The organism is Planctobacterium marinum, from assembly GCF_020687805.1.
GTDB lineage: Bacteria > Pseudomonadota > Gammaproteobacteria > Enterobacterales > Alteromonadaceae > Planctobacterium > Planctobacterium marinum.
Genome location: NZ_JAJEWQ010000003.1, coordinates 333,281 through 357,867 on the forward strand (window position 1 = coordinate 333,281; position 24,587 = coordinate 357,867).

Below are 24,587 nucleotides of genomic sequence, written 5' to 3' on the forward strand. Positions count from 1 at the left end.
CTGGTGACCTTAGTTGCTGAGATATCGGGACAGCAATTGCGTTTATCGAAGAATTCTCTAGAATCGCCGTCATTACAGACAAGATTATAGAGAATAGTGGCATATGACACAAAAAGTTGTGGTTATTTATTCGGGCGGTATGGATTCTTTCACCGTGCTGCACAAAGCAATCAAAGACGGGTATCAGGTTTTTCCGCTTTCTTTTGACTACGGACAACGTCACAAAAAGGAACTGGATTACGCCGCCAGAGTCTGCAAGCAACTGAATGTACATCACAAAATTGTGGACATCTCGGCCATCAACCAGTTGATTGGCGGCTCTTCTTTGACTGCTGACATCGACGTGCCTGAAGGTCACTATGCAGAAGAGAGTATGAAACAAACCGTGGTGCCAAATCGCAACATGATTTTACTTTCTATGGCCGTAGGTTACGCGGTGTCATTAGAAGCAGATAAAGTGTACTACGGGGCACACTCAGGCGATCACGCCATTTATCCGGATTGTCGTCCTGAGTTCGTGCAAAAAATGAATGATGTCAGTGCCATCGCCAATTACCAGCCTGTGGAGATATACTCCCCCTATCTGACGGTGAGTAAAATAGATATTCTGACTGACGGCTTGAAAATGGGCCTGGACTACAGTCAGACCTGGACCTGCTACAACGGCAGGGAGAAAGCCTGTGGTAAATGTGGCGCCTGCCAGGAGCGACTCGAAGCGTTCGAAAAAAATGCCAGTTCAGATCCATTGGAGTATGAAAGCTAATCGGCACTATTGTCAGCCTCATAAAGCTGACATCTGACTAATAGCGATTAATTATATACAGAGTGAATAAAAAACAATTCATTGGTGTCCTGATACGTTACCATACCAAAGCGAATTGATTTACTAAGCGCGTATTGATTTGTCATCAATATAGAATCATTATCAGGATGGATGGATGCAAAGCACACTACAAAAAGTCACTATGATTAAAGAAAGTTTTTGGCAGCGATTACAAGAAGACGCATTACACGTCGTAACCTCTGAGCCGTTACTGGCCAGTTATGCCCATGCCTGTATTCTCAATCATAGAAACTTTGAGTCCGCTTTGAGCTTTATCCTGTCTAACAAACTGGCTGATGAAGTCATGCCGGCTCTGGCAATCCGTGATGTGTTTATGGATGCCTACGAGGCGGATGCCAATATTATTGGCTCAGGCATTGAAGATATCAAAGCCAGTTACGACCGCGATCCGGCGGTACACTCCTATTTAATGGTATTGATCCACTTTAAAGGTTATCAGGCTATCCAGGTACATCGCCTCGCGCACCATTTGTGGCAACGCAATCGCAAAGATTTGGCGCTATTTCTGCAAAGCAGAAACAGTGAGGCATTTGGCGTCGATATTCACCCGGCAGCTAAAATTGGCAAAGGCGTCATGTTCGATCACGCCACCGGTATCGTTATCGGTGAAACAACCGTGATTGAAGACAATGTCTCGATTTTGCAATCTGTCACCCTGGGCGGCACGGGTAAAATGGCGGGAGATCGCCACCCTAAAATTCGCGAAGGGGTGATGATAGGCGCTGGCGCCAAAATATTGGGTAACATCGAAGTTGGCAAAGGCTCTAAAGTCGGTGCCGGTAGTGTGGTATTAAATCACGTCCCGCCGCATGTTACGGTGGTGGGTGTGCCGGCCACCGTTGTGGGTCGTCCCTGTTGCAGCAACCCCTGCGACACCATGGAACAAAACGTCTTAGCTGACGACAAACCTTAGCCGCCAAAAGCGCGGCTTTTTTATAGCCGAAAATCAACCAGCTTATAGCCATTTCATCGGTTTTCCTGAATTCTTAAGGCGATTTTGATTTATGGGGATACTGCGATATGAGCTATAGTGGCTGTAGAGCCAGAATGCCTTTGCCATGCTATTGAGCTGCACAGGCCATGACCAACCGGATAAAATAACAACCATTCAACGGACTTAAGTCATTCAACGGGAAAACGCGCTGCACCAGATTTAACCTTTGTTAAAAGTGGGAGAGTTTTATGAACCCGGTAATTACTGCACAAGCCATTGAACTATGTAAGTTTCTATCCGCCAACGATGCCATTAAGGCACATCTGTTTTTGGAGCAGAGTCACCTGCCCTATGACGTCCAGGATTTAATTCTGGCCGCCTTGTCCGGATTACAAAAACTGGACGATAAAATTATCGAAGAGATTTTAGAAGCCTACTGCGAGATCAGTAGCTTTGATGAGCGCCTGCTGCACTAATGCAACCTGGAAAAGGTAACACTTACGTTAAGCGGCGCTTCTCTGGCAGCTAACTCACTGCTGCCAGACTAGGCTTTGGATGGGGTTTTACTCCGGCACTGGCCTGCTCAATAAACCAGCTTAACTCTTTAATACAGTGCTTGAGTACCGGGTTGAGTCTGACGTTTTTGCCATTTAAAACATAAAGCTGATGCTCAAAATAGAACTGTTGCTGAGCCACAGGCACGATATACTCCGCCATTTCAGCGGTTACCAGATAATCCGGTAACAGACCGATGTACTCGCCGGTCAGAATTGCCGAACGACAAGACTCCCAACAATCAGACCAGGTTTTCACTGAAAGGCGTTTGCCGTTCCGTACATAATTACCGGAAGACAGGCCTGACATCCCCACCGCGGGAAACTCTTCGAGATTAATCTCTTTCAGATCTTGCACTTTCGCTAAAATATGGCTTTTAGCGCAATATAATTTACCCGTTACCGCAGAATTAATGGCGTTAAAATTAACCGATTCAGGCTTTACCAGATCGTAACAGGACAGCACCAGGTGACACTCCCCGGACAAGGCCACATGTTCGATATCCTGGTACTGACGGGTTTGAATATTGACGTGAATATCATCAAATTTATTCATGGTGCTTTTTACTGCTTTCGCCACTGCCGCCATTATGCTGGCTGATAATGAGGACTGTACTACCAGGGTGATATGGCCTGAATAGTCATCGTGCAAACTCTTCAGGTTAAAAACAAAGTTGTCAAAGGTATTAAAAATGCGCTTGGTTTCCTGATATACCACCTCACCTTCTTTGGTGAGTTGAAAGCCGCCTCGTCCGCGTTGGCAAAGAATTAAATCCAGCCGTTCTTCCAGTTTTTTAATGGCGGCACTAATGTTAGGTCTTTGCATACGTAACACCGGCTCTGCAGCGGTAAATCCGTTACACGAAGCTACGGCAAAAAACACTCTTAACAACTTTATATCGGATTCCTGTAAACGATTTAGCATAAAACTCACCACTGCATTCATTAATTGTTGGATATCAGGGCCCGCCGGACCTTTGCAGTACCATTTTGCCGCAAAGGTCAACACGCTCTGAATCACACCAAACGTATTTAATTTAATACTAATGCAGAAAATCCGGTTACGCTCCGATCACCGTTGGAAATTGTGAAGCAGCACTACAAATCCACTGAAAAATGCAGATTATTTGCACTAAAAGCAGGGGTTGCGCCTAAATTACTAAGAAGAAACCACTACTTTTGCCCGTAAGGCTTCCACCTGATCACGTATTGATGCTGCCTGTTCAAACTCCAGATTTTGGGCATGTTCAAACATTTGCTTTTCCAGTTTGGCGATTTCAGCCATTAACGACCTGGCATCCAGCTTGTAGTCAGCGCCCCGCTCTGCAGCCATACGCGGCTCTCTTCCTTCGGAGTCACTCCCCATATCCATGACATCGGTAACTGGTTTATGCAGCGGTTGCGGCGTAATACCATTTTCGAGGTTGAAGGCTTCCTGTTTTTCCCGGCGGCGATTGGTTTCTTCGATGGCCCGTTGCATAGACCCGGTGATGGAGTCGGCATATAAAATAGCTCTACCGTTAATGTTTCTGGCCGCACGGCCTATGGTCTGAATCAATGAGCGGTCAGAACGCAGGAAACCCTCTTTATCAGCATCCAGGATGGCCACCAGACTCACTTCCGGCATATCCAGACCTTCCCGCAACAGGTTTATGCCCACCAACACATCAAACTTGCCTAAGCGCAAATCGCGAATGATCTCCATCCGCTCAACTGTATCTATGTCGGAATGCAGATAACGCACCTTAACCTGGTGCTCATTCAGATAGTCGCTCAGATCCTCTGCCATGCGTTTGGTTAACGTGGTCACCAGCACCCGCTCATTAACGTTGACGCGTTTGTGAATTTCTGAGAGCAAATCGTCTACCTGAGTGCCAACCGGGCGAATCTCCAGTTGCGGATCCACCAGTCCGGTGGGCCTGACAACCTGCTCAACGACATCACCGGCAGATTTTTCCAGCTCGTATTTACCGGGGGTCGCTGACACATAGATAGTTTGCGGTGACAGTGTTTCAAACTCTTCAAATTTTAGCGGTCGGTTGTCCAGGGCAGAGGGAAGTCTGAAGCCGTATTCCACCAGGGTTTCTTTTCGGGAGCGATCGCCTTTGTACATGGCCCCAATCTGCGACACCGTGACATGAGATTCATCGATGAACATTAGTCCGTCTGCTGGAAAGTAATCAATCAGGGTGGGCGGTGGCTCGCCCGGCGCCCTGCCTGATAAATAACGACTGTAGTTTTCGATACCGGAGCAGTAACCCAACTCGGTCATCATTTCGATGTCAAACTGAGTTCGTTGCGTAATACGCTGTTCCTCAATCAGTTTATTGACGTCTTTTAATTGCGCCTGACGCTCTTTTAGCTCTTCTTTGATACGGTCGATGGCCGCAAGGATCTTTTCTCTGGGAGTCACATAGTGAGTTTTGGGGAAAACCGTGGCTCTGGCCACCTGCTTTTCGATGGCTCCGGTAAGTGGGTCAAACAGTTGAATGCGTTCGATCTCTTCATCAAACAGCTCCACTCTGACCCCTTGTTTTTCAGAATCAGCGGGAAAGATATCAATCACATCACCACGAACCCGGAACGTCCCGCGTTCAAAATTAACATCATTGCGTTTGTACTGCAGTTCGGCTAGTCGGCGTAAAATATCACGCTGATCCATGATATCGCCCTGACGCAAATGCAGCAGCATCTTCATGTAAGACTCGGGATCCCCTAAGCCGTAAATAGCTGACACACTGGACACGATCACAACATCGCGGCGTTCCATCAATGCTTTGGTGGCCGATAAACGCATCTGTTCTATGTGATCGTTAATGGAAGCATCTTTTTCAATAAAGGTATCTGTGGTGGGTACGTATGCTTCCGGCTGATAATAATCATAATAAGAAACAAAATATTCTACCGCGTTATTGGGAAAGAACTCTTTCATTTCGCCATAAAGCTGAGCCGCCAGGGTTTTATTGTGGGCCAGTATCAGGGTGGGCCGCTGCACTTCCTGAATAATGTTGGCCATAGTAAAGGTTTTACCTGACCCGGTGACCCCCAATAAAGTTTGATGGGCCAGGCCGTAGCCCAGGCCTTCCACCAAAGCCTCGATTGCCTGAGGCTGATCCCCTGCCGGTTGATATTTTGACTTAAGTTCGAATCCTCTGCTCATGACACCGCTTCAGGTTTTGTTTGTTCGTTCACCATCAATGCACTCATTTCTTCATCCAGTAGTCTTTTAAACCACATAAAGGCGACAAAAGCTGTCAGTAGATTAGCCACTATGCCCATCCAGAACATACCTTCTAACTGATACAACAAGCTGCCTAACCAGGAAATGGGTACGAAAAACACAAACAATCTGATCACGCTGAGCAACAGCGCACTCATTGGTTTGTGCATGGCGTTAAACGATGAATTGGTAAGAATGATGATACCCTGCAAGCCATAACCGATTGGCACTATCATCAGAAATAGCTGTATGAGGTCGACGACTTCCTGCTCCTGGGCGAAGATGCGTGCAATAAAAGGCGCCAGTAACCACATCACCAAGAACACGGCAAACTGCCAAAACAGCACAAATTTCAGACACAATAGATAGGCATCTTTAACCCGTTGAATACGTGCTGCGCCGTAATTCTGGCTGATAAATGGCGGTAAGGTCATGGATAACGCCAGAATCACGATACTGGCTATCGACTCAATCCGGCCACCCACACCCCAGGAGGCCACGGCTGCAGAACCGAAGCCCGCCACAATAGCAGTCATGACACCATTGGCGATTGGCGTGAGCATATTCGCGCCGGCTGCAGGAACACCGATTTTCAGGATATTACGGCTGTACTCCCGCAATTCAGAAAAACTGAGCATACGGGGAATAATTAAATCGCGCTTTACCAGCAGATAAATAATTTGTGCCGAACCAACGGCCCAGGCAATTAAGGTTGCCAGGGCTGCCCCCTGTATCCCCATTGCCGGAATAGGTCCCAGACCGAAGATAAAAATCGGGTCCAGCACGGCGTTAATCGCCCCGCCCAATGCCATGATCATACTGGGAGTTTTGGTATCACCATTGGCGCGCAACACAGCGTTACCCACCATAGGCAATGCCAGAAAGATACCGGCACCGTACCAGACCACCATGTAATCTATAATATGGGGCATCTCCGCTGCAGAAGCCCCCAGTAAACTAAAAATAGGTTCGATGAACAACAATCCCACAAAAGCCAGCAACGTTGCCATGATAAATGACAGGACCAATGCTCCGGTGCCTGCACCGTGGGCCGTGGTTTTATCCCCCGCCCCCATCAACCTGGCTATGGTAGCCGAGGTACCGATGCCCAAACCAATGTTTAAACTGATGACCGTAAACGTCACCGGAAAAGTAAAACTGATGGCCGCCAGTTGCTCTGTACCTAATAAACTGACAAAAAAGGTATCTACCAAACCAAACGTCATTAATAAAATCATGCCGTAGATAACGGGTACAGTCATTGATTTCAGGGTTTGTTTTATATCTCCCTGCAATAAATTAGGAGCCTGGGAAGCATTGGACACTATCTGGTTCTCGTAGTTGTGATAAAACAAAGTGTTACGGGTTTATCGCGGACAATATTCAAGACAAAAAAAACCCGATGTGATGGAAAAGCGCGTTCCATATAATTATGAACCGCTAAGTTTACTTTATGCGCAATGGTAAGGCTACGCCCACCTGGATTTAGTTTGTAACTAATTTAACAAAAGCGCTGTTCCGAAAGCCCGCCGCACAAAATGTAAACGCATAAACAACCGCATCAGTGATGGTCCGGCATTTTGTGGATTTTTGACCCGCAACAAATTTAAGTAACCAAGGCGAATGAAAATCGCAGCGTCAATATTTATTCGGTTTATGTCAAAGAACTGTCACATAATTCAGAGAGATAGCTGTTGATGATAGTTTCATCATCGCGGATTAGTTTTTGAACCAAATGGTCAGCGTTTAGTCGGGACTGCAATTACGCACTAAAATCAAGAGAAAAATCCAATTATTTTTTAAATTTTTTTGTTGACTCGTAAAACAACACACAAGCGAATTTTGACTGGTCAAAATTCAATCACGCTCCCTGAAACATTTCTTAACAACATCTTAAGCTATTGTTTTTATTCAACTTAATATCTTTTTCGAATAATTTAAAAGTTTCATCTTGACACGGTAAGTCGAGGGCTGTGGCAATGTGTTCCAATTTAATTCACATAGTTATCCACAGATTTAGTGGATAACTGTGGATTGCCCAATAAAGACGCGAGCTGGGGGCAATCGAGGTAAAAAAAAGGTAAGTTGACACTAACGTTAAGTGTCGCTGATTATCGTTAATGAATTGTTAACAACTGTATATTTAGACAGATATCCATAAGTCTAATAGATCTTTTTTTCATAAAATTGTCATTTTTATAATCGTATTTTGTGGCATACGTTAAACGCGTTCACAATAACCCCCAATTTCCACCGTGCACAATGATAACGCTTACAGTATTCATCTGAAATTGGTCTGTCTCCTGCTTGCACAGATCGACAATCTGCTCAAAGACAACCTGATCACCTAAGCCGCAAAACAAACGAGCACAGCGAATAATCCTCTTAATGGCGTAAAAAGCTTAATTAATCAGCAATTGAAAAAATAATTCTGTAATAATATTGACACCTCCCATCCACCTCTTTATTATTCGCGTCCGTTGTGACGAGGCGGGTTGTGATGCCTTCATGAATACGCCCGAAACAACATAAAGTTTAGTAACGTTCCCCCTTAGCTCAGTTGGTTAGAGCGACGGACTGTTAATCCGCAGGTCCCCCGTTCGAGTCGGGGAGGGGGAGCCACTAAAACTTTACAATCTGATAAGTATATCTGTTCCCCCTTAGCTCAGTTGGTTAGAGCGACGGACTGTTAATCCGCAGGTCCCCCGTTCGAGTCGGGGAGGGGGAGCCACTCTTCTTTTCTCCTTTATTATTCTCTGTCCCAAATCCGGTCTTTTCATAGATTTTAAACCCATGATTCTTAAGTTGTTTATCTTGTCATAAAACACGATAATAGGCAGCGATTTCAATCGGCGGTCAATCGCCAGACATTTTTTTCTATTTTTTAGCGCTTATGACTGAATTTTTGCTGTTGCTGGTCAGCACAGTGTTGGTAAACAATTTTGTATTGGTACAGTTTCTTGGTCTCTGCCCTTTTATGGGCGTATCCGGCAAGCTGGAAACCGCTATTGGTATGTCAATGGCCACCACCTTTGTACTCACTTTGGCGTCCGTGTGCAGTTACCTTGTGGAACAATACATACTGTTCCCGCTGGGGTTAACTTATCTGCGCACCCTGAGCTTTATCCTGGTGATCGCTGTTGTAGTGCAGTTTACCGAGATGGTGGTAAATAAAACCAGCCCTACCCTGTACCGTTTATTAGGTATCTTCTTACCACTGATCACCACCAATTGCGCCGTGTTAGGTGTCGCCCTGTTAAATATAAAGGAACAACACAACTTTGTAGAATCGGTGCTCTATGGGTTTGGTGCTGCTGTGGGGTTTTCGATAGTGCTTATTCTGTTTTCAGCCATGCGTGAACGATTAGCGGTTGCAGATGTACCGGTTCCCTTTAAAGGGGCCGCTATTGCTATGGTCACTGCGGGATTAATGTCACTGGCCTTTATGGGCTTCTCCGGACTGGTTAAGTTTTCCTAGGGAGTTGATTTGAGTTTTATTGCAATTACAGTGCTGGCGTTATTGTTTGGGGCGCTTCTGGGCTATGCCGCTATTCGATTTCGTGTTGAAGGTGATCCCCTTGTAGAACAGATAGATGAATTACTGCCCCAAACGCAATGTGGTCAGTGTGGTTACCCGGGATGTAAACCCTACGCCGAAGCCATTGCCAACGGCGACGATATCAATAAGTGCCCACCCGGCGGTGAAGCCACCATTAAAAAGCTGGCAGATCTTATGGGTGTTGAAGCCAAACCTTTAGACGCAGCCCATGGCGCTGAAGACGTGAAAAAAGTCGCTAACATTCGCGAAGATGAATGTATCGGCTGTACTAAGTGTATTCAGGCTTGCCCGGTAGATGCCATTGTTGGTGCCACGCGCCAAATGCACACAGTGATCATCGACGAATGTACCGGTTGTGATCTCTGTGTTGCTCCGTGCCCGGTCGACTGTATCGACATGCTACCGGTAAAAGAAACTGAAAAGAACTGGCGCTGGCAACTGGACCAAATCCCGGTCAAACAGGTGAGTTAAGGGATTGGTTATGTTCAACGAAATACTCGAGAGAATCAAAAAAGGTCAATTTTGGCAATTTCCAGGTGGCGTGATCCCCCCAGGGAAAAAAGCACTGTCCAATAACGTTGAAATTGAACGCCTGCCGCTGGCCGACAAGCTCTATATTCCGGTTAAACAACACGTAGGGGTATCCGGCCGGATATCCGTTGAAAAAGGCCACCGGGTATTAAAAGGACAACCACTGACACAGAGCATGAACCCGTTGTCAGTGCCAATCCATGCCCCTACGTCTGGCACCATAGAAGATATCAGGCAACACGTTTCCAATCACCCCTCAGGTATTCCTGAGCAGACGTTGATTTTAGTGCCCGATGGCAAAGAGGAATGGGTAGATCTCAAACCGGTTTCCGATTACCAGTCCCTGCCCCGCGCCACTTTGGTGGAGGAAATTTGCAGCGCCGGTATTGCCGGTATGGGCGGCGCCGGTTTTCCTGCCCACATCAAACTGTCTTCGGGTCGCAACATTGAATTCCTGATTATCAACGGCGTTGAGTGTGAACCTTACATTACCTCCGACGACAGATTAATGCGTGAACACGCCTGGCAAATCCGGCAAGGTATTGATGTGCTCAGCCATATCTTAAAACCACGCCATGTTCTCATCGCGATTGAAGATAATAAACCTGAGGCCTTTGCTGCCATGGAGATCGCCTTTCAGGACAACCCTGCTTATAGTCTGTGCGCAGTCGAAACCAAATATCCGGCAGGTGGCGAAAAACAACTTATTCAGGTACTTACCGGCAAAGAAGTTCCCAGCAAGGGACTACCGGTAGATATCGGTATTATTATGCATAATGTGGGTACCTGTTATGCCATAGCCGATGCCATATTCAGTGGTAAACCGCTACTGGAAAGAGTCGTTACTGTAACAGGCGAAGCGCTGACAACACCACAGAATGTCTGGTTGCCATTGGGCACACCTGTTGCTCATGCCATCGCCCAATGCGGTTATCTTGCAGGGCAGCAAAAGGCAAAAAGAGTAATTATGGGTGGCCCCATGATGGGTTACACCCTGCACTCTGATCTGGTGCCCATAGTCAAAACCAGCAACTGTATTTTAGTGCCCTCAGATAAAGAAATGCCCTTTCCTGGTGACGAGCACCCCTGTATCCGATGTGGAGCCTGTGCCGATGCCTGTCCGGCAGGGTTATTGCCGCAACAATTATATTGGCACGCCAAAGCAAAAGAATACGACAAGGCACAAGCACTAAACCTGTTCGACTGTATCGAGTGTGGCGCCTGTGCTTTTGTGTGTCCCAGCAACATTCCGCTGGTGCATTATTATCGCGGGGCCAAAGCGGATATCCGAATTCAGCAAGACGAAGCCATCAAAGCTGCCAAGGCCAAAGAGCGATTTGAAGCGCGCAATGCCCGTCTGGAAAAAGAAAAATTGGAACGGGAAGAAAAGGCCCGACAAAGTGCAGCTGCTCGTGCTAAACGTCAGGAGCAGGCAGTACAGACAAAAGATAAGCCAGCAGTACCGGCAGCCAACGATCGGGTAGCGGCTGCGCTGGCCCGTGCCAAAGCCAAAAAAGCGCAACAAGCTGAGCATGACTCAGATGCCACCAGGCAGGTTGAGACAGCAACGACAGAGCCAGTCAAAGATACAACTCCCGGTGATAGCAATTCAACAGAGCAGCAATCCAGAGTCGCGACCGCTATCGCCCGGGCCAAAGCCAAAAAAGCGCAACAGGCTGAAAGCACATCTGCCCTAAGCGATGAACCGGCAACGCAGGAAGGTGATAAAGCTGCCGATGATGATCCGCAAAAAGCCCGGGTTGCCGCTGCCATTGCCCGGGCCAAAGCCAAAAAAGCACAACAGACTGAAGGCACATCTACCCTAAGCGATAAACCGGCAACGCAGGAAGGTGATAAACCTGCCGGTGATGATCCACAAAAGGCCCGTGTTGCCGCCGCTATCGCCCGTGCCAAAGCCAAAAAAGCACAACAGGCTGAAAATGCGCCTGCAGCCCCTGAATTTGAGTTAGAAAACAGCTCACATAATGAACCCGATGCGCAGGCTATGCCCGAAGCATCGGCGAACGCACCAGAAAGCTCAGATGACAAACAAGATCGCGTGGCTGCGGCCATTGCCCGGGCCAAAGCAAAACGTGCCGCCCGGGAGCAACAATCCAAAAACAACGAACAGGATGATTAAGCCCCTATGAAATTAAGCTTATCCAGTTCTCCACACCTGACTCAAAAGCGCACTACCAGCGAGATAATGCGTTTGGTGATGCTCTTTGCCGTACCTGGCATTGCTGTGCAAACCTGGTTTTTTGGCTACGGCGTTTTAATTAATATCGCCATCGCGGGTATCGTTGCAGTTATTACAGAAGCCGTAATACTGGAGCTGCGCAAGAAAAATTTCGAATTAGCAATTAAAGATTCCAGCGCCTTGCTGACCGCCTTGTTATTAGGTATTTCCATTCCGCCATTTGCGCCCTGGTGGATGACGGTAATCGGTGCCTTCTTTGCGATTGCGATCGCCAAACAGCTGTATGGTGGTCTAGGGTTTAACCTGTTTAATCCCGCCATGACCGCCTACGTGGTATTGCTGATATCTTTTCCGGTGCAAATGACCGCCTGGGCACCCGTCATGGAGCTTTCTCAGATTAATCACAATCTGACAGATGCCCTGTCCCTAACATTTACCGGTTATACCACCGAAGGTTACAGCGTCGTGCAGTTGCGCACCAATATTGATGGATTCACCATGGCAACGCCATTGGATGAAATGAAAAACCTGCTTAATAAAGGCTTTACCCTGTCAGAAATCACCTTCACCAACTTGTTTATTGAATCGGGGAATTTGGCGGCTGGATTTGGCAAAGGCTGGTTTTGGGTCAATATTGCCTTTCTGGTGGGCGGCTTTCTGCTACTGCAATTTAACCTGATAAACTGGCACCTGCCGGTGGGAATGTTGGCGGGACTCGGCCTGCCAGCCCTGCTTTGGTATTTAGTTTCACCGGATACTCAGATTAGTCCGCTGCTACACTTATTCAGTGGCGGCACCATGTTAGGTGCATTTTTTATCATCACCGACCCGGTTACTGCGGCAACCAGCAATAAGGGCCGACTGATATTCGGTTTTGGAGTGGGTTTGTTGGTATTTATCATTCGCAGCTTCGGTGGATATCCTGACGCTATCGCTTTTTCAGTACTACTGATGAATATGTGTGTACCGGTAATCGACTATTACACCCGCCCCAGAACCTACGGGTATACGCAGGCTAAACCCGTTAAGGCAAAGAAAAAACAAGGAGGCGACAAATGATGCAGGGCGTCTCTAAAAACGGAGCCATACTCGGCGGTTTTACTTTGGCAACCACGATTCTGATCGCAATAACCCACTGGATCACAGCGCCGGTTATTGAACAGCAGGTGCTAAAAAAAGCTCAAAGCACCATTACCGAAGTGTTTCCCGAGCAACACTGGGACAACAATATTACCCAGAACTGCGTATTGATATCACCGTCGGAGCAGGCTACACCGCTAAAAATTTATCGCGGCTATTTTCAGGGAGCCCCCTCCGGGCTCGTTATCGAAACAGTCAGTCAGCAAGGCTACAGCGGGAATATCACCTACCTGGTATCCTTGATAAACAATGATGTTATTGGTGGGGTAAGAGTTCTTGAACACAAAGAAACCCCGGGCCTTGGAGATAAGATTGAATTGCGTATCAGTGACTGGATCACGCTGTTTGATAATCTGGCCGCAGCTGATACCCGTCGGACTGATTGGGCTGTGAAAAAAGACGGGGGTAAGTTTGACCAGTTTACCGGTGCCACCATCACCCCCCGCGCTATCGTCAACGGTGTCAAACACACCATCAACTGGACGCAAGATAATTATCAGGCCGTGTTTGCAATGGAAAATCACTGTGAGTCTCAGCTCAGGGAGTCTGGAAATGACTGAATATCAACAACTGACCTGGCAAGGTTTATGGAAAAACAACGCGGCGTTGGTACAACTGTTGGGGCTGTGCCCGCTGCTGGCGGTAACCAGCTCTGTGGTAAATGCGCTGGGGCTGGGTATTGCAACCACCTTAGTATTAATTGGCTCCAATTGTACGGTTTCGTTAGTGCGCAACCTGGTGCCCAATGAAATTCGCATTCCGGTGTTTGTACTGGTGATTGCCACCTTTGTGACCATAGTCGAACTCCTGATGAACGCCTATACATTCAGCCTGTATCAGGCACTGGGTATCTTTATCCCGCTGATTGTAACCAACTGCGCCATAATCGGTCGCGCTGAAGCCTATGCCTCAAAGAATCCACTTAAACAGTCCGCCTACGATGGCTTTATTATGGGTATGGGTTTCCTGCTGGTGTTGGTGCTACTGGGTTCGATGCGCGAACTATTGGGCAATGGCACCCTGTTTGATGGCATGCACTTGTTGCTGGGAGACTGGGCCAAAGCCATGAAGCTGGTGATTTTCGAAACCGACAGTCCGTTTTTGCTGGCCATATTGCCGCCTGGCGCCTTTTTAGGCATGGGTTTGTTGATAGCCCTGAAAAATGTGCTCAATCAACGGGTAGAGAACGCAGTGATGGGTGCCCAGCAAGAAAAAATCGTGTCTCGCGCCCGGGTCACCAGCGAAAGCTAAGCAAAACAAAATCAAAAAATACACAAAAGATACCTTTAAAAAATGAGCAGCATGAGTGCACCTATAGCAAAACAGCAAAAAGTACAGGCAATCATCAACATCCTTGATGAGCTGTACCCCGAAGTACCAATCCCGTTAGATCACAAAGATCCCTACACCCTCTTGGTGGCGGTTTTATTGTCTGCACAATGCACCGATGAACGGGTGAATCAAATTACTCCCCTGTTGTTTGCCAAAGCTGATAATCCCTTTGATATGGTAAAAATGAGCATTGAAGAGATTCAGGAAATCATCAGACCTTGTGGCCTGTCTCCTATGAAATCAAAGGGTATCTGGCATCTTTCTGACATGATCATCAAGCTCCACGGTGGCGAGGTTCCCCAGGATTTTAAGGCGCTGGAAGCCATGCCAGGGGTTGGACACAAAACGGCGTCAGTTGTCATGGCTCAGGCCTTCAACGTTCCCGCCTTCCCGGTCGATACCCATATTCATCGCCTGATGTATCGCTGGGGGCTGTCAAACGGTAAAAGTGTTGAACAAACGGAACGCGATGCCAAACGCCTGTTTCCGAGAGAAAAATGGAACGACCTGCATCTTCAGATCATCTATTACGGTCGCGAATATTGTCCGGCAAGAGGTTTCGACCTGGACAAGTGCATCATTACCCGTCAGTACGGTCGCAAGAGTTTTATCAATGAAGTACTGAAGGAAAAAGCGAAAAAGACGAAGTGATGTGGCTTTACCGGGGCACTGTTAGTTTTGGGGATTAGCTAAGCTCAACAACCAGTTGACGAACATTTTGGTTTGTAAATTGTTTTCAAACTGTAACCTTTGCTGAGTTTGCTGATCAGTGAAAACCACATTGCATTTATTTATAGAAATGGATGCAATGGGTGGGCAGGCACTGCATTGCAGCCCTTGGTATGAAAATGACATTAATTAATTCCTGGAATAACTGTCGATAGCATTAAGAACTGGCAAGGACCTGCCATTCTGTCGCTATGGAAATTGGATTTTGGTTAGGGAAGAGAATAAAGGCCGGTGAGATTTCGGCCTTTAGAAAAGCTTACGAGCTGGTTTAGTCAACCACAACGTTGGTGGCTTGAGGGCCTTTTTGTCCCTGCTCAACATTAAACTTAACGCGCTGACCTTCAATCAGAGTTTTAAACCCTTCAGAAGCAATTGAGCGAAAATGAACGAAAACGTCCTTGCCGCCATCACTCGGTGTTAAAAAGCCAAAGCCTTTATCTTCATTAAACCATTTAACTACGCCAGTTACTGAATTAGACATAATATTTACCTTTCTAAAAATTTGTATATTTGGTGCAAAACACCGATGAAGCGATAGAAACGATCCGGCTAATAAAGCATGTATATCGATAAAAGCCTTTGGATTAAAAAGAAAATTAAAGAGGGTACAGCGCAGTAGTAGAGAAGATTTACAATCTAAAGCCCGGCCACAATACAGACTTTACTGACCAGTGTCTAGTTAAATAGTTATAAATATCTTTTTTACTATTTCCGATTGTTATTAAAACACACTTGATGAAAGAATTGTTTCAGTACCAATTAATTCTTGATTCTGAGCTTTGCTTCATTATGCTTGCGGGGACGTATTCCGAGCCATCAAACGTCCAGCATACAAAGGAATTTTTATGAGAATGTTACATACCATGTTACGCGTGGCTAACCTTGAAAGGTCCATCCAGTTTTATACTCAGGTGATGGGCATGAAGTTGCTGCGTCAAAGTGAAAACACCGAATACCGCTATACCCTGGCATTTGTGGGGTATGCTGATGAATCCGAACAGGCAGTATTAGAGCTCACCTGGAACTGGGACACCGACAGTTATGACATGGGCAATGCCTATGGACATGTCGCCTTTGGCGTAGACGATATCTATGCCCTGTGTGACGAGATAAAATCCCGCGGTGGTGATGTGTATCGCGAAGCCGGTCCGGTCAAAGGTGGCAGCACCGTTATTGCTTTTGTTCGCGACCCTGACGGCTACGCCATTGAACTCATTCAGGAAAACAGCTAACTCCCCCGGGATGACACGCTAAACCGCCAGCATGGGAGGAATGTCCATGGGTTATCCGGCTTATCTTGTATTTCTGACACTATTATTTTCACAATTTATCTCAGCGTCACCGGTGGTTATCGCTCACCGTGGCGCATCTGGCTATTTACCAGAACACACCAATGAAGCGCTGGTGATGGCCTACATGCAAAACGCCGATTATATCGAGCAGGACCTGGTCCTGAGTAAAGATGGTCACCTGGTGGTATTACATGATATCCACATCGATACCACGACAAATGTCGCACAGGCATTTCCCGACAGAAAGCGCGATGATGGTCGCTATTACGCTATCGACTTCAATCTAGTAGAGTTAAAAACACTGCAGGTAAATGAGCGTACAGACCGGCACCAAAATCCGATCTACCCCACCCGATTTCAGGGAGATACTGACTTTCAAATCGCCACACTTGATGAACACCTTAACCTTATTCAGCAACTCAACCGGCAAACCGGAGAAAATACCGGATGGTACATCGAAATCAAAGCACCGCAATGGCACCTGCAACAGGGGCAGGATATCGCAAAGGTACTGGTGGAAACCCTGGCGCAATATCAACTCAACCACCCTCAGGCTAACCTGTTTGTGCAGTGTTTTGACCTCAAACACAGCAAGCGATTACGCCAGCAGTTGGGACTCAAAGCCCCTTTGATTCAGCTTATCGCAGAGAACGACTGGCAAGAATCAGACACCGATTACAACTACCTGAAAACCACACAAGGACTGGCTGAAATTGCCACATTTGCAGAGGGAATTGGCCCCTGGATTCCGCAGGTATTGTCGCTGAAAAATGGCCAATACCTCAGTACCGGTTATGCTGAACAAGCACAAAATGCGGGGCTTTTGGTGCATCCTTACACATTCCGTCGCGATGCTTTGCCTGAAGGCATAACCTCAGAGATGCTGTTAAAGGCGTTGACCCATCAACTTAAAGTAGATGGTATTTTTACTGATTTTACCGATGTTGTGGTGCGCTTTAATCAGGCTCAGGAGCAGCGATAAGTGATGCTGGTTGCCGTCATTAAACAGTTTTTTATTTTGGGTTGTATCAGCTTTGGCGGGCCAGCGGCACACCTCGGCTATTTCAAAAAACGGTTTGTTGATGATTTACAGTGGCTTAGCGACAAGGAATACGCCCAGATTGTTGCCCTGTCTCAGTTTTTGCCCGGCCCAGGCTCCAGTCAAACCGGCTTTGCCATTGGCTATCGCATGTCTGGAATTTGGGGCGGCATTGCAGCATTTGTTGCCTTTACCAGTCCCTCAGTCGTTCTGATGTTACTACTGGCCAGCTTTGGTGCAAGCCTCAGTGGTGAGCCCATCTATCAGGGCATTATTCACGGGCTAAAACTATTAGCTGTGGTGGTAGTGGCCGATGCGACCTTAGGTATGTTTCGCAGTTTTTGCCAGCGCAAAATCACACAAACCCTTTGCGCATTGACCGCCTGTGCCTGCATTTTGCTGCCTTCATTATTGGTGCAAATGCTGTTGTTACTGGCCAGTGCCATTATGGGATTACTGCTGTTATCGGAGCAATATACACCCGTGCCCGACGACGTTAGCATGAGTAAACCCAAAGTAGCCAAACCGAAGATGCCCCCCCCTGGTGCTGTTCTTTGCCTTACTTTTTGGCCTGCCCTTTGTCGCACAACTGTCTCCTGAACTGGCATTGGCCAATTACTTTTACAGCGCAGGCAGCCTCGTATTCGGCGGTGGTCATGTGGTGTTACCTATGCTGCAAAACATGTTGGCGGCAAGTATCAGTAACGACCTGTTCTTATCCGGATATGCAGCCGCCCAGGCGGTTCCTGGTCCAATGTTCACTATGGCCACCTGGCTCGGTTATCACTCCCTGCCGCAGGCACCGGTAATCGCCTCGCTCATTGCGACATTGATGATTTTTTTGCCGGGATTTCTGCTACTGGTTGGTTTACTCAATGCCTGGCAGTCGATGGCAGCCAACATCCGCCTGCAAGGCACAATTGCGGGCGTTAATGCCTGTGTCACCGGACTTTTACTTAGCGCCCTGTACCAGCCTGTTTTTATCAGTGCAGTGGGCAATGGCCTGGATATGGTGCTGGTTTTACTGGGATTCTGGTTACTCAGATCACTACGGGTTCCCATCTTACTGCTGGTAAGCCTTTATGTCCTGGCGGGGGCGATTTTCACCTAGAGGCATCACAGTAATTGCAGGTAGGCTTTCATCCGAGTGACAATTTCTATCAGGACGATTTTCTGTAAAGGCGACTTCTGCAAAGGCATGCTTTTTCGTTGCATCTGGCCTGGCGTAAATATCGATTTTTCAGCTGCCTGAACCAGCTCCGTTGGCACAATTCAGGCACTGGATAAAAGGCTCAGAATCCGGAACCGGTTTGCGCAGTCAGAAAAGCGAGGAATATCAGATAAGCGGCCGCGCCAAAGCCAATAGAATTGCAACCTACAAAGATAAGTTTACGAAAAATGTCGAATGGGCCTTACTCGCTTTTCTTAGTGATATGCATTGTTTTCTCTCAACTGTTTGGCATTGCTCTTATGTTCTTAAGCTATCGGCAAAGGCACAAAATTACTTGAGTAAAATTTCTGGTGTTCAGCGATGCAATGCTCGTCTACACTGATGACAGGTTTCCTTATCAAAAGGTCAATGCTATGAACTTACCCTCAAAACTCACCACGCTGATGATCACGCTGCTACTGTGCCGTACTGTCCTGGCGAATCAGGAGACAGCACCATCAGCTATCAAAAACCTGAAAACGTTGCCCGGCAAGGTGCTCACCGGTGGACAGCCAGATAAGGAAAATCTGGCAGCACTAAAGCAGCAGGGCATTACCACGGTTATTAATTTTCGTGGTGAAGGTGAGTTCACTGAATTTGATGAAGCCAGGTATACAGAACAGTTAGGCATGGATTATTTACATATCCCTATCGACTCTAAAGCCGCACTAACCCGTGAAAATGTGGAACGCTTTAAAGCGGCATTGACCGAACACCAACAGGATGTCTTTTTACATTGTGGCAGCGGCAACCGGGTTGGCGCTCTGTTTGCCCTGGATGCCTACTGGAATGATGGAAAGTCTGCAGCAGAAGCCCTGAAAATTGGTGAAGAAGCCGGACTGACATCGCTGAAAAGCTATGTCGAAACGCTGATGACGGCTCAGTAGCTCTAAATTCGGCATCAAAACAACTCAGGGAAGTTTACCCGCTGTAAACTTCCCCAGACTTCATTCTGTTAAATTATTGTAAAATTTCTTCCTGCCAAAGGCTGACAAGCCGCTTCGAATTTCGCACACTAAGAGAAAAACAATAGATATTCCCTATGCTGAGCTTTATTGGCCTGTTTGGTGGATTGGCCCTGTTAATTTTCCTGACAATTCGCGGCTTCAATCTGTTTATCGCAGCGCCGCTGTGTGCCCTGGTTGTAGCGCTTTGTTCTGGTATGCCGGTATTTCTGGGTGATGACAATTTTGTCAGTAGCTATATGAATGGCTTTTCAGGCTTCGTTGCCGCCTGGTTTTTTATGTTTCTGTTAGGCGCCTTGTTTGGCAAATTCATGGAAGACACAGGCGCTGCAGATGCTATCGCCCATACCATTATTGGTAAATTAGGTAAGAAGCACGCCGTCGCCGCAGTGGTGCTGGCCTGCGCCGTTTTAACTTACGGCGGTGTCAGTGTATTCGTGGTGGCCTTTTCTGTTTATCCCATGGCCCTTAGCTTGTTTAAAGACGCCAATTTACCCAGGCGATTTATCCCGGCAGCACTGGCCTTTGGCTCAGTAACATTCACCATGACCAGTGCAGGCTCACCGGAAATTCAGAACTGGATCCCCATTAAATACCTGGGCACTTCCCCCTTTGCCGCCTGGGAGGTGAGTCTGGTGGTATCGCTGTTTATGGCAATATGGGGGTTTTACTGGATCAATCGCATGATTGCGAAAGCGGTGGCCAATGGTGAAAAGTTTGAGGCCAGAGACATCGATCCGGACCTGTCACAACATCAGGATTTACCCAATTTCTGGTTGAGTTTGTTGCCGCTGTTTGTGGTCCTTACACTCTCTTTTATGTTTCATAAATCATTACAGCAACTGGCTTTAATCGTCGCGCTGGGGGGCGGTGTATTAACCCTGGTGTTGATACACCACAAGCGCTTTAAGGATATTTCAGCGGCGGTAAATCAGGGTACCATAGGCGCATTGCTGGCCATCGGCAACACCGCCGCGGTAGTGGGCTTTGGTTCTGTTGCCAAAGTCACGCCGGCATTTGAATCCGCCGTGGCGGTTATGACCAGTCTGCCCGGCAACGAACTATTGGGAGCCGCGGTTGCCGTCAGTGTAATTGCCGGTTTAACCGGTTCCGCCTCCGGTGGGCAGGCTATTGCTATGCCCCTTTTGGGGCCTCACTACCTTGAGCAGGGCGTTAACCCTGAGCAATTGCACCGCATTGTCTCCATTTCCTCGGGCGCTATCGATACCCTGCCCCACAACGGTTACATCGTTACAACTATCCGTGCCATCTGTCATGAAACCCACCAGCAGGCATACTGGCCCGTGGCAGCGTTAACGGTGGTAATCCCCATGGTAGGTTTAATGCTGGCAGTGTTGCTGTTTAGCGTTTTTTGAAACTAAAAAAGGCCGCGTTAAAAGCGGCCCTGGCGTAACTGGTTTAATACTAGGCTTTTTGCATTCGTATCACAACTCTGCGGTTTTTAGCTCTGGCATTGGCGGTAGTATTGGGAGAAGCATGGCGTCGCTCTCCGTGACCGGTAATATCGATACGCTCAGGATTAACCCCCATTCCAACAAAATAGGTTTTAATCGCATTGGCCCGTTGCTCGGATACCTCAAGGTTCTTCGACTTGCCACCATAACTGTCGGTGTAACCATCCAGGAGCACCAGCTCCAGGTCAGGGTCTTCCTGTAAGTAAGCCCCAATCATATCCAACTTGCGTTTTGATGCTTTGGTCAGATCCGAGCCACCAAACTTATAGGTAAGCACTGTATATTTAATGTCATCAAAACTGTAGGGCAACAGATTAGACACACAGTGTACGAACTGCTCATAAGGTTCGTGGAAGTTACTGGCATTTAACGCAACAGCGATTTTGTCATATTGGCTATACCAGTCCTGGTAATACAGTGTTGGCCAAAAGCCTTTCTCCAACTCGGAAAGCATTGTCCAGGCGGCCTGCTCCGGTAAATCACCGTCAAATTGTTTTCTGATGGTCATATCCGCGATGTTTTTATGCATCAGGCCGGGCATCCATTTCGGCGGTACTGAATACACTACCGCGACACCATAATTTTTGGGCAAGCGCAACATGTCCAGATTGAATTCCATATTCAGTAACTTACTGGCAGCGCTGGTAAAAGAGGCTGTACCGTAACCGGGAATTTGGTGATTAAGCGTACACTGCAGGCGATTTGGCTCCTCGTTGAACCACACGGACTCTTCCACATCGGCCTTGTACTGACGCAAATTGGCCTGAGCCAATAGCGGGATAATTAATAATAGTGCCAATAACTTTTTCATTATTGCCTCGTTCTATTGATTCTCTTCTTTTTTATTACAGTCACAAACAGAAGCACAGTTTCTGCTCTCTCCAATGCCTGTATCGACCACATTAAAAAAAGGTTGAACATTAATGCTGTTGTCTCATGGGTAATGACCCGGAACACCATCCAGCCTTTTTAGTTTATCAGTGCATGATGTGGATTGCACAAAATGTTAGCGAATAAAAGCAACAATTCGATTAATCATGGATAACTCCTGCCAAGCCTGCAATAATCGAGGTTTTTCGGCCTGAGGTTTCAGTTAGGATTTGTATGCAGGATGATGGACACGCCATAAACGAGCGTTTCAGAGGTTATTTCCCGGTTGTGGTAGATATCGAAACGGCGGGATTTAATGCTCAGACAGATGCACTTTTAGAAATAGCTGCCGTCACGCTAAAAATGAATTATGAGGGCTTTTTATCGATAGATAAAACCATTCATTTTCATGTAGAGCCGTTTGCCGGTGCTAACCTCGAAAAATCAGCGTTAGACTTTAATGGTATTGATCCCCATTGCGCTTTACGCGGTGCGGTTACCGAAGAATATGCATTGAAAGAAATGTTTAAGGAAATACGCAAGCATCAAAAAGATGCCGACTGTCAGCGGTGCGTGATGGTGGCCCACAACGCCGCCTTTGATATGAGCTTTTTAAATGCAGCGACCGAAAGACAAAGTATTAAACGCAGTCCTTTTCATCCTTTTGTGTCTTTTGATACCACCAGCCTGGCAGCACTGATATATGGTCAGACAGTGTTAGTTAAGGCGTGTGAAGAAGCAGGTATTGCTTTTGATCAGGATGAAGCGCATTCAGCGCTCTACGATGCCGAAAAAACCGCGCAGCTATTTTGCAAACTGGTAAATCGGGTTAAACACCTGGGTGGTTGGCCACTTTAACAGGTTATATCGGCATTAAAAAACCCGGCTGATGCCGGGTTTTTGCTATTCGGGAACACTGCGCCTTACAGGCCTTCAGCATTCTCAGACAGGTAAGCAGCAACGCCTGCAGGGCTTGCGTCCATACCTTTTTTACCTTCAGACCAACCAGCAGGACATACTTCACCGTGCTCTTCGTGGAAGTTCAGCGCGTCAACCATGCGTAGCATTTCGTCGATGTTACGACCCAGAGGCAGATCGTTAACAACCTGGTGACGAACAACACCTTCTTTGTCGATTAAGAAAGAACCACGGAAAGCCACACCAGCTTCTGGATGCTCAACATCATACGCCTGACAAATTTCGTGCTTAACGTCAGCAACCAGGGTGTATTTAACCTGGCCAATACCGCCGTCTTTCTCGGCAGTGTTACGCCACGCGTTGTGAGTGAATTGCGAATCGATAGACACACCGATCACTTCAACACCACGCTTTTGGAACTCTTCGTAACGGTGATCAAACGCGATCAACTCAGAAGGACATACAAAGGTAAAGTCTAACGGATAGAAGAAAACAACCGCAGCTTTGCCTTTAATCGCGTCTGCAAGATTGAATTCGTCAACAATTTCACCATTACCCAGTACTGCTGCAGCAGTGAAATCAGGAGCGGGACGACCAACTAATACACTCATTATATTCTCCAATGATAGTTAACTTAAACTTCCCCACCAACCGGAGCCAGTGGCGAATAAAATTCGAATACGGCAAGGATATAAGGACAATTCAGTAAAAACCAATCTATTAATTCAATCAAATGATTCAAATAATCTAATCACTCACTGAAAACATCATCCTTATTCTAATCCGCGGGCAACTGCCTGTACTGAATTCATTCCAAAATGGACCAGGTTTTGTGCTGGCCAACAGTAAAAATGCATCAACAAATGCTTGCAATATTATAAATAACAATTATTATCATTTGTAACGGCAAGTGAGAACGATTTTCAACTTCAAACTTACCCAAACATTAAATTTGTTTCATATTTAACCACAGGAAGCCATAGATGTACGTGTGTCTTTGTAACGCCATTACAGACAAAGATATAAAACAAGCTGTCACCGAACAAGGTGTTGGCAACATCCGTGATCTTCGCGCCCACATGGCAATTGCTAATCAGTGCGGTAAATGCACGCAGTTAACACAGCAAATCATCGACAGTACCATCATCGACGAATCACTTTTCAAAGAAGTTTGCTAACCCTGTAAATTTCAAAGGGCCAAAGACTTTGAAATTAATTTTGGTTTTCAGCGACGTTTATCTCTATATATTTCAGAAACAAAAAAGCTGCTCAGAGTAAAGCAGCTTTCGGTGTTTTTGGTGTTGGGATTTAGGCGTTGTCGCCTGCGGCGTTTGCGCGTTCCGCAGCCGCTTTTATCAGGGGTTGCAACTCTCCCTGCTGATACATTTCCAACAAGATATCACTACCACCTATTAATTCACCTTCGATCCACAGCTGCGGAAATGTTGGCCACTCTGCGTATTTGGGCAGCTCTGCGCGAATATCAGGATTTTGCAGGATATCAACATAAGCAAACTGCTCACCACAACTCATCATGATTTGCGCCGCCTGCGAAGAAAAACCACAGCTGGGTAACTTAGGCGAACCTTTCATATACAAAAGGATTGGGTTTTCAGCGATTTGCTGCTTAATTTTATCTAGGGTTTCCATCTTCAGGTCCTGTAAATTGCGTTACTGATGCAATCATAATTGCGGTAATTTGTATTTTTTCAAGATCCGAACCGCTTAGCAACCTGCTTTTAATAACGAATTTTGTGCTGACTGGTTTAAATATT

Annotated in this window: 25 protein-coding genes and 2 tRNA genes; 20 read left to right on the plus strand and 7 right to left on the minus strand. The window is 46.8% G+C overall.

The genetic code is table 11. The annotated features are described in order from the left end of the window. Positions 1–103 precede the first annotated feature (103 nt). The 3 genes from queC to LJ740_RS11240 all read left to right on the plus strand — a co-directional run bounded on the left by queC (position 104) and on the right by LJ740_RS11240 (position 2,254). Positions 104–763: a 7-cyano-7-deazaguanine synthase QueC gene (gene queC, locus LJ740_RS11230; protein WP_229529189.1), complete on the plus strand. Its 660-nt coding sequence runs from the start codon at positions 104–106 to the stop codon at positions 761–763. Between the two features lie 202 nt (positions 764–965). Then, positions 966–1,757 (plus strand): serine O-acetyltransferase, encoded by a 792-nt coding sequence (cysE, locus tag LJ740_RS11235; RefSeq protein ID WP_377307007.1) that lies wholly within the window; start codon positions 966–968, stop codon positions 1,755–1,757. A gap of 269 nt (positions 1,758–2,026) precedes the next feature. Next, positions 2,027–2,254, plus strand: coding sequence for a hypothetical protein (locus LJ740_RS11240; protein ID WP_229529191.1), 228 nt, complete (start codon positions 2,027–2,029; stop codon positions 2,252–2,254). A 49-nt stretch (positions 2,255–2,303) separates the two neighbouring features. Here the strand turns inward: LJ740_RS11240 and LJ740_RS11245 are convergent, their stop codons facing one another. The 3 genes from LJ740_RS11245 to LJ740_RS11255 all read right to left on the minus strand — a co-directional run bounded on the left by LJ740_RS11245 (position 2,304) and on the right by LJ740_RS11255 (position 6,814). Beyond that, positions 2,304–3,257: a LysR family transcriptional regulator gene (locus LJ740_RS11245; protein ID WP_229529192.1), complete on the minus strand. Its 954-nt coding sequence runs from the start codon at positions 3,255–3,257 to the stop codon at positions 2,304–2,306. A 234-nt stretch (positions 3,258–3,491) separates the two neighbouring features. Further along, complete coding sequence (uvrB, locus tag LJ740_RS11250; protein ID WP_229529193.1) at positions 3,492–5,492, minus strand: excinuclease ABC subunit UvrB; 2,001 nt, start codon at positions 5,490–5,492, stop codon at positions 3,492–3,494. Further along, entirely contained in the window at positions 5,489–6,814 is a 1,326-nt protein-coding gene (locus LJ740_RS11255) for an MATE family efflux transporter (protein ID WP_229529637.1), read from the minus strand. Before LJ740_RS11255 ends, uvrB begins: the two co-directional genes overlap by 4 nt. Positions 6,815–8,097: 1,283 nt before the next feature. On the opposite strand from LJ740_RS11255, the gene LJ740_RS11260 reads away from it, so the two are divergent. The 9 genes from LJ740_RS11260 (at position 8,098) to nth (ending at position 14,965) form a co-directional block, all read left to right on the plus strand. Continuing rightward, positions 8,098–8,174, plus strand: a tRNA-Asn gene (locus LJ740_RS11260). 32 nt (positions 8,175–8,206) lie between these two features. Next, positions 8,207–8,283 (plus strand) — tRNA-Asn (locus LJ740_RS11265). A gap of 162 nt (positions 8,284–8,445) precedes the next feature. Further along, positions 8,446–9,030, plus strand: a complete 585-nt coding sequence (gene rsxA / locus LJ740_RS11270) for an electron transport complex subunit RsxA (protein WP_229529194.1) — start codon at positions 8,446–8,448, stop codon at positions 9,028–9,030. Positions 9,031–9,039: 9 nt separating this feature from the next. Next, positions 9,040–9,582 carry an electron transport complex subunit RsxB gene (gene rsxB, locus LJ740_RS11275; protein ID WP_229529195.1) on the plus strand — a complete coding sequence of 181 codons (543 nt, stop codon included), beginning with the start codon at positions 9,040–9,042 and terminating at the stop codon, positions 9,580–9,582. Between the two features lie 10 nt (positions 9,583–9,592). Next, positions 9,593–11,782: an electron transport complex subunit RsxC gene (gene rsxC, locus LJ740_RS11280; RefSeq protein ID WP_229529196.1), complete on the plus strand. Its 2,190-nt coding sequence runs from the start codon at positions 9,593–9,595 to the stop codon at positions 11,780–11,782. A gap of 6 nt (positions 11,783–11,788) precedes the next feature. Next, positions 11,789–12,901 carry an electron transport complex subunit RsxD gene (gene rsxD / locus LJ740_RS11285; protein WP_229529197.1) on the plus strand — a complete coding sequence of 371 codons (1,113 nt, stop codon included), beginning with the start codon at positions 11,789–11,791 and terminating at the stop codon, positions 12,899–12,901. Further along, complete coding sequence (gene rsxG / locus LJ740_RS11290) at positions 12,898–13,542, plus strand: electron transport complex subunit RsxG (RefSeq protein ID WP_229529198.1); 645 nt, start codon at positions 12,898–12,900, stop codon at positions 13,540–13,542. Before rsxD ends, rsxG begins: the two co-directional genes overlap by 4 nt. Then, complete coding sequence (locus LJ740_RS11295) at positions 13,535–14,233, plus strand: electron transport complex subunit E (protein WP_229529199.1); 699 nt, start codon at positions 13,535–13,537, stop codon at positions 14,231–14,233. Before rsxG ends, LJ740_RS11295 begins: the two co-directional genes overlap by 8 nt. Positions 14,234–14,284: 51 nt before the next feature. Further along, complete coding sequence (gene nth / locus LJ740_RS11300; protein WP_229529200.1) at positions 14,285–14,965, plus strand: endonuclease III; 681 nt, start codon at positions 14,285–14,287, stop codon at positions 14,963–14,965. A gap of 346 nt (positions 14,966–15,311) precedes the next feature. On the opposite strand, the gene cspE is transcribed toward nth, so the two are convergent. Beyond that, entirely contained in the window at positions 15,312–15,524 is a 213-nt protein-coding gene (gene cspE, locus LJ740_RS11305) for a transcription antiterminator/RNA stability regulator CspE (RefSeq protein WP_229529201.1), read from the minus strand. 364 nt (positions 15,525–15,888) lie between these two features. Between cspE and gloA the strand changes: the two genes are divergently transcribed. The 6 genes from gloA to LJ740_RS11330 all read left to right on the plus strand — a co-directional run bounded on the left by gloA (position 15,889) and on the right by LJ740_RS11330 (position 20,925). Then, positions 15,889–16,275 carry a lactoylglutathione lyase gene (gene gloA, locus LJ740_RS11310; protein ID WP_229529202.1) on the plus strand — a complete coding sequence of 129 codons (387 nt, stop codon included), beginning with the start codon at positions 15,889–15,891 and terminating at the stop codon, positions 16,273–16,275. A 46-nt stretch (positions 16,276–16,321) separates the two neighbouring features. Beyond that, positions 16,322–17,317 carry a glycerophosphodiester phosphodiesterase gene (glpQ, locus tag LJ740_RS11315; RefSeq protein WP_229529203.1) on the plus strand — a complete coding sequence of 332 codons (996 nt, stop codon included), beginning with the start codon at positions 16,322–16,324 and terminating at the stop codon, positions 17,315–17,317. Positions 17,318–17,320: 3 nt separating this feature from the next. Continuing rightward, the gene (locus tag LJ740_RS23495; protein ID WP_452605793.1) at positions 17,321–17,974 is read left to right on the plus strand and encodes a chromate transporter; all 654 of its coding nucleotides are present in this window, start codon (positions 17,321–17,323) and stop codon (positions 17,972–17,974) included. Continuing rightward, complete coding sequence (locus tag LJ740_RS23500; protein WP_452605586.1) at positions 17,919–18,485, plus strand: chromate transporter; 567 nt, start codon at positions 17,919–17,921, stop codon at positions 18,483–18,485. The genes LJ740_RS23495 and LJ740_RS23500 overlap by 56 nt, the downstream gene beginning before the upstream one ends. Before the next feature lie 473 nt (positions 18,486–18,958). Next, positions 18,959–19,471, plus strand: a complete 513-nt coding sequence (locus LJ740_RS11325) for a fused DSP-PTPase phosphatase/NAD kinase-like protein (RefSeq protein WP_229529204.1) — start codon at positions 18,959–18,961, stop codon at positions 19,469–19,471. A gap of 155 nt (positions 19,472–19,626) precedes the next feature. Continuing rightward, on the plus strand, positions 19,627–20,925 hold the full coding sequence (locus LJ740_RS11330) for a GntP family permease (RefSeq protein ID WP_229529205.1): 1,299 nt from the start codon (positions 19,627–19,629) through the stop codon (positions 20,923–20,925). Positions 20,926–20,974: 49 nt separating this feature from the next. On the opposite strand, the gene LJ740_RS11335 is transcribed toward LJ740_RS11330, so the two are convergent. Then, complete coding sequence (locus tag LJ740_RS11335) at positions 20,975–21,835, minus strand: flagellar protein MotY (protein WP_229529206.1); 861 nt, start codon at positions 21,833–21,835, stop codon at positions 20,975–20,977. A gap of 293 nt (positions 21,836–22,128) precedes the next feature. On the opposite strand from LJ740_RS11335, the gene rnt reads away from it, so the two are divergent. Next, positions 22,129–22,752, plus strand: coding sequence for a ribonuclease T (gene rnt / locus LJ740_RS11340; RefSeq protein WP_229529207.1), 624 nt, complete (start codon positions 22,129–22,131; stop codon positions 22,750–22,752). Positions 22,753–22,817: 65 nt separating this feature from the next. Here the strand turns inward: rnt and LJ740_RS11345 are convergent, their stop codons facing one another. Further along, the gene (locus LJ740_RS11345; RefSeq protein WP_229529208.1) at positions 22,818–23,423 is read right to left on the minus strand and encodes a peroxiredoxin; all 606 of its coding nucleotides are present in this window, start codon (positions 23,421–23,423) and stop codon (positions 22,818–22,820) included. 372 nt (positions 23,424–23,795) lie between these two features. On the opposite strand from LJ740_RS11345, the gene LJ740_RS11350 reads away from it, so the two are divergent. Then, a complete protein-coding gene (locus tag LJ740_RS11350) occupies positions 23,796–23,990 on the plus strand; it encodes a (2Fe-2S)-binding protein (RefSeq protein WP_229529209.1) in 195 nt (64 codons plus the stop codon). Positions 23,991–24,120: 130 nt separating this feature from the next. Here the strand turns inward: LJ740_RS11350 and grxD are convergent, their stop codons facing one another. Next, a complete protein-coding gene (gene grxD, locus LJ740_RS11355; protein ID WP_229529210.1) occupies positions 24,121–24,462 on the minus strand; it encodes a Grx4 family monothiol glutaredoxin in 342 nt (113 codons plus the stop codon). Between the last annotated feature and the right edge of the window lie 125 nt (positions 24,463–24,587).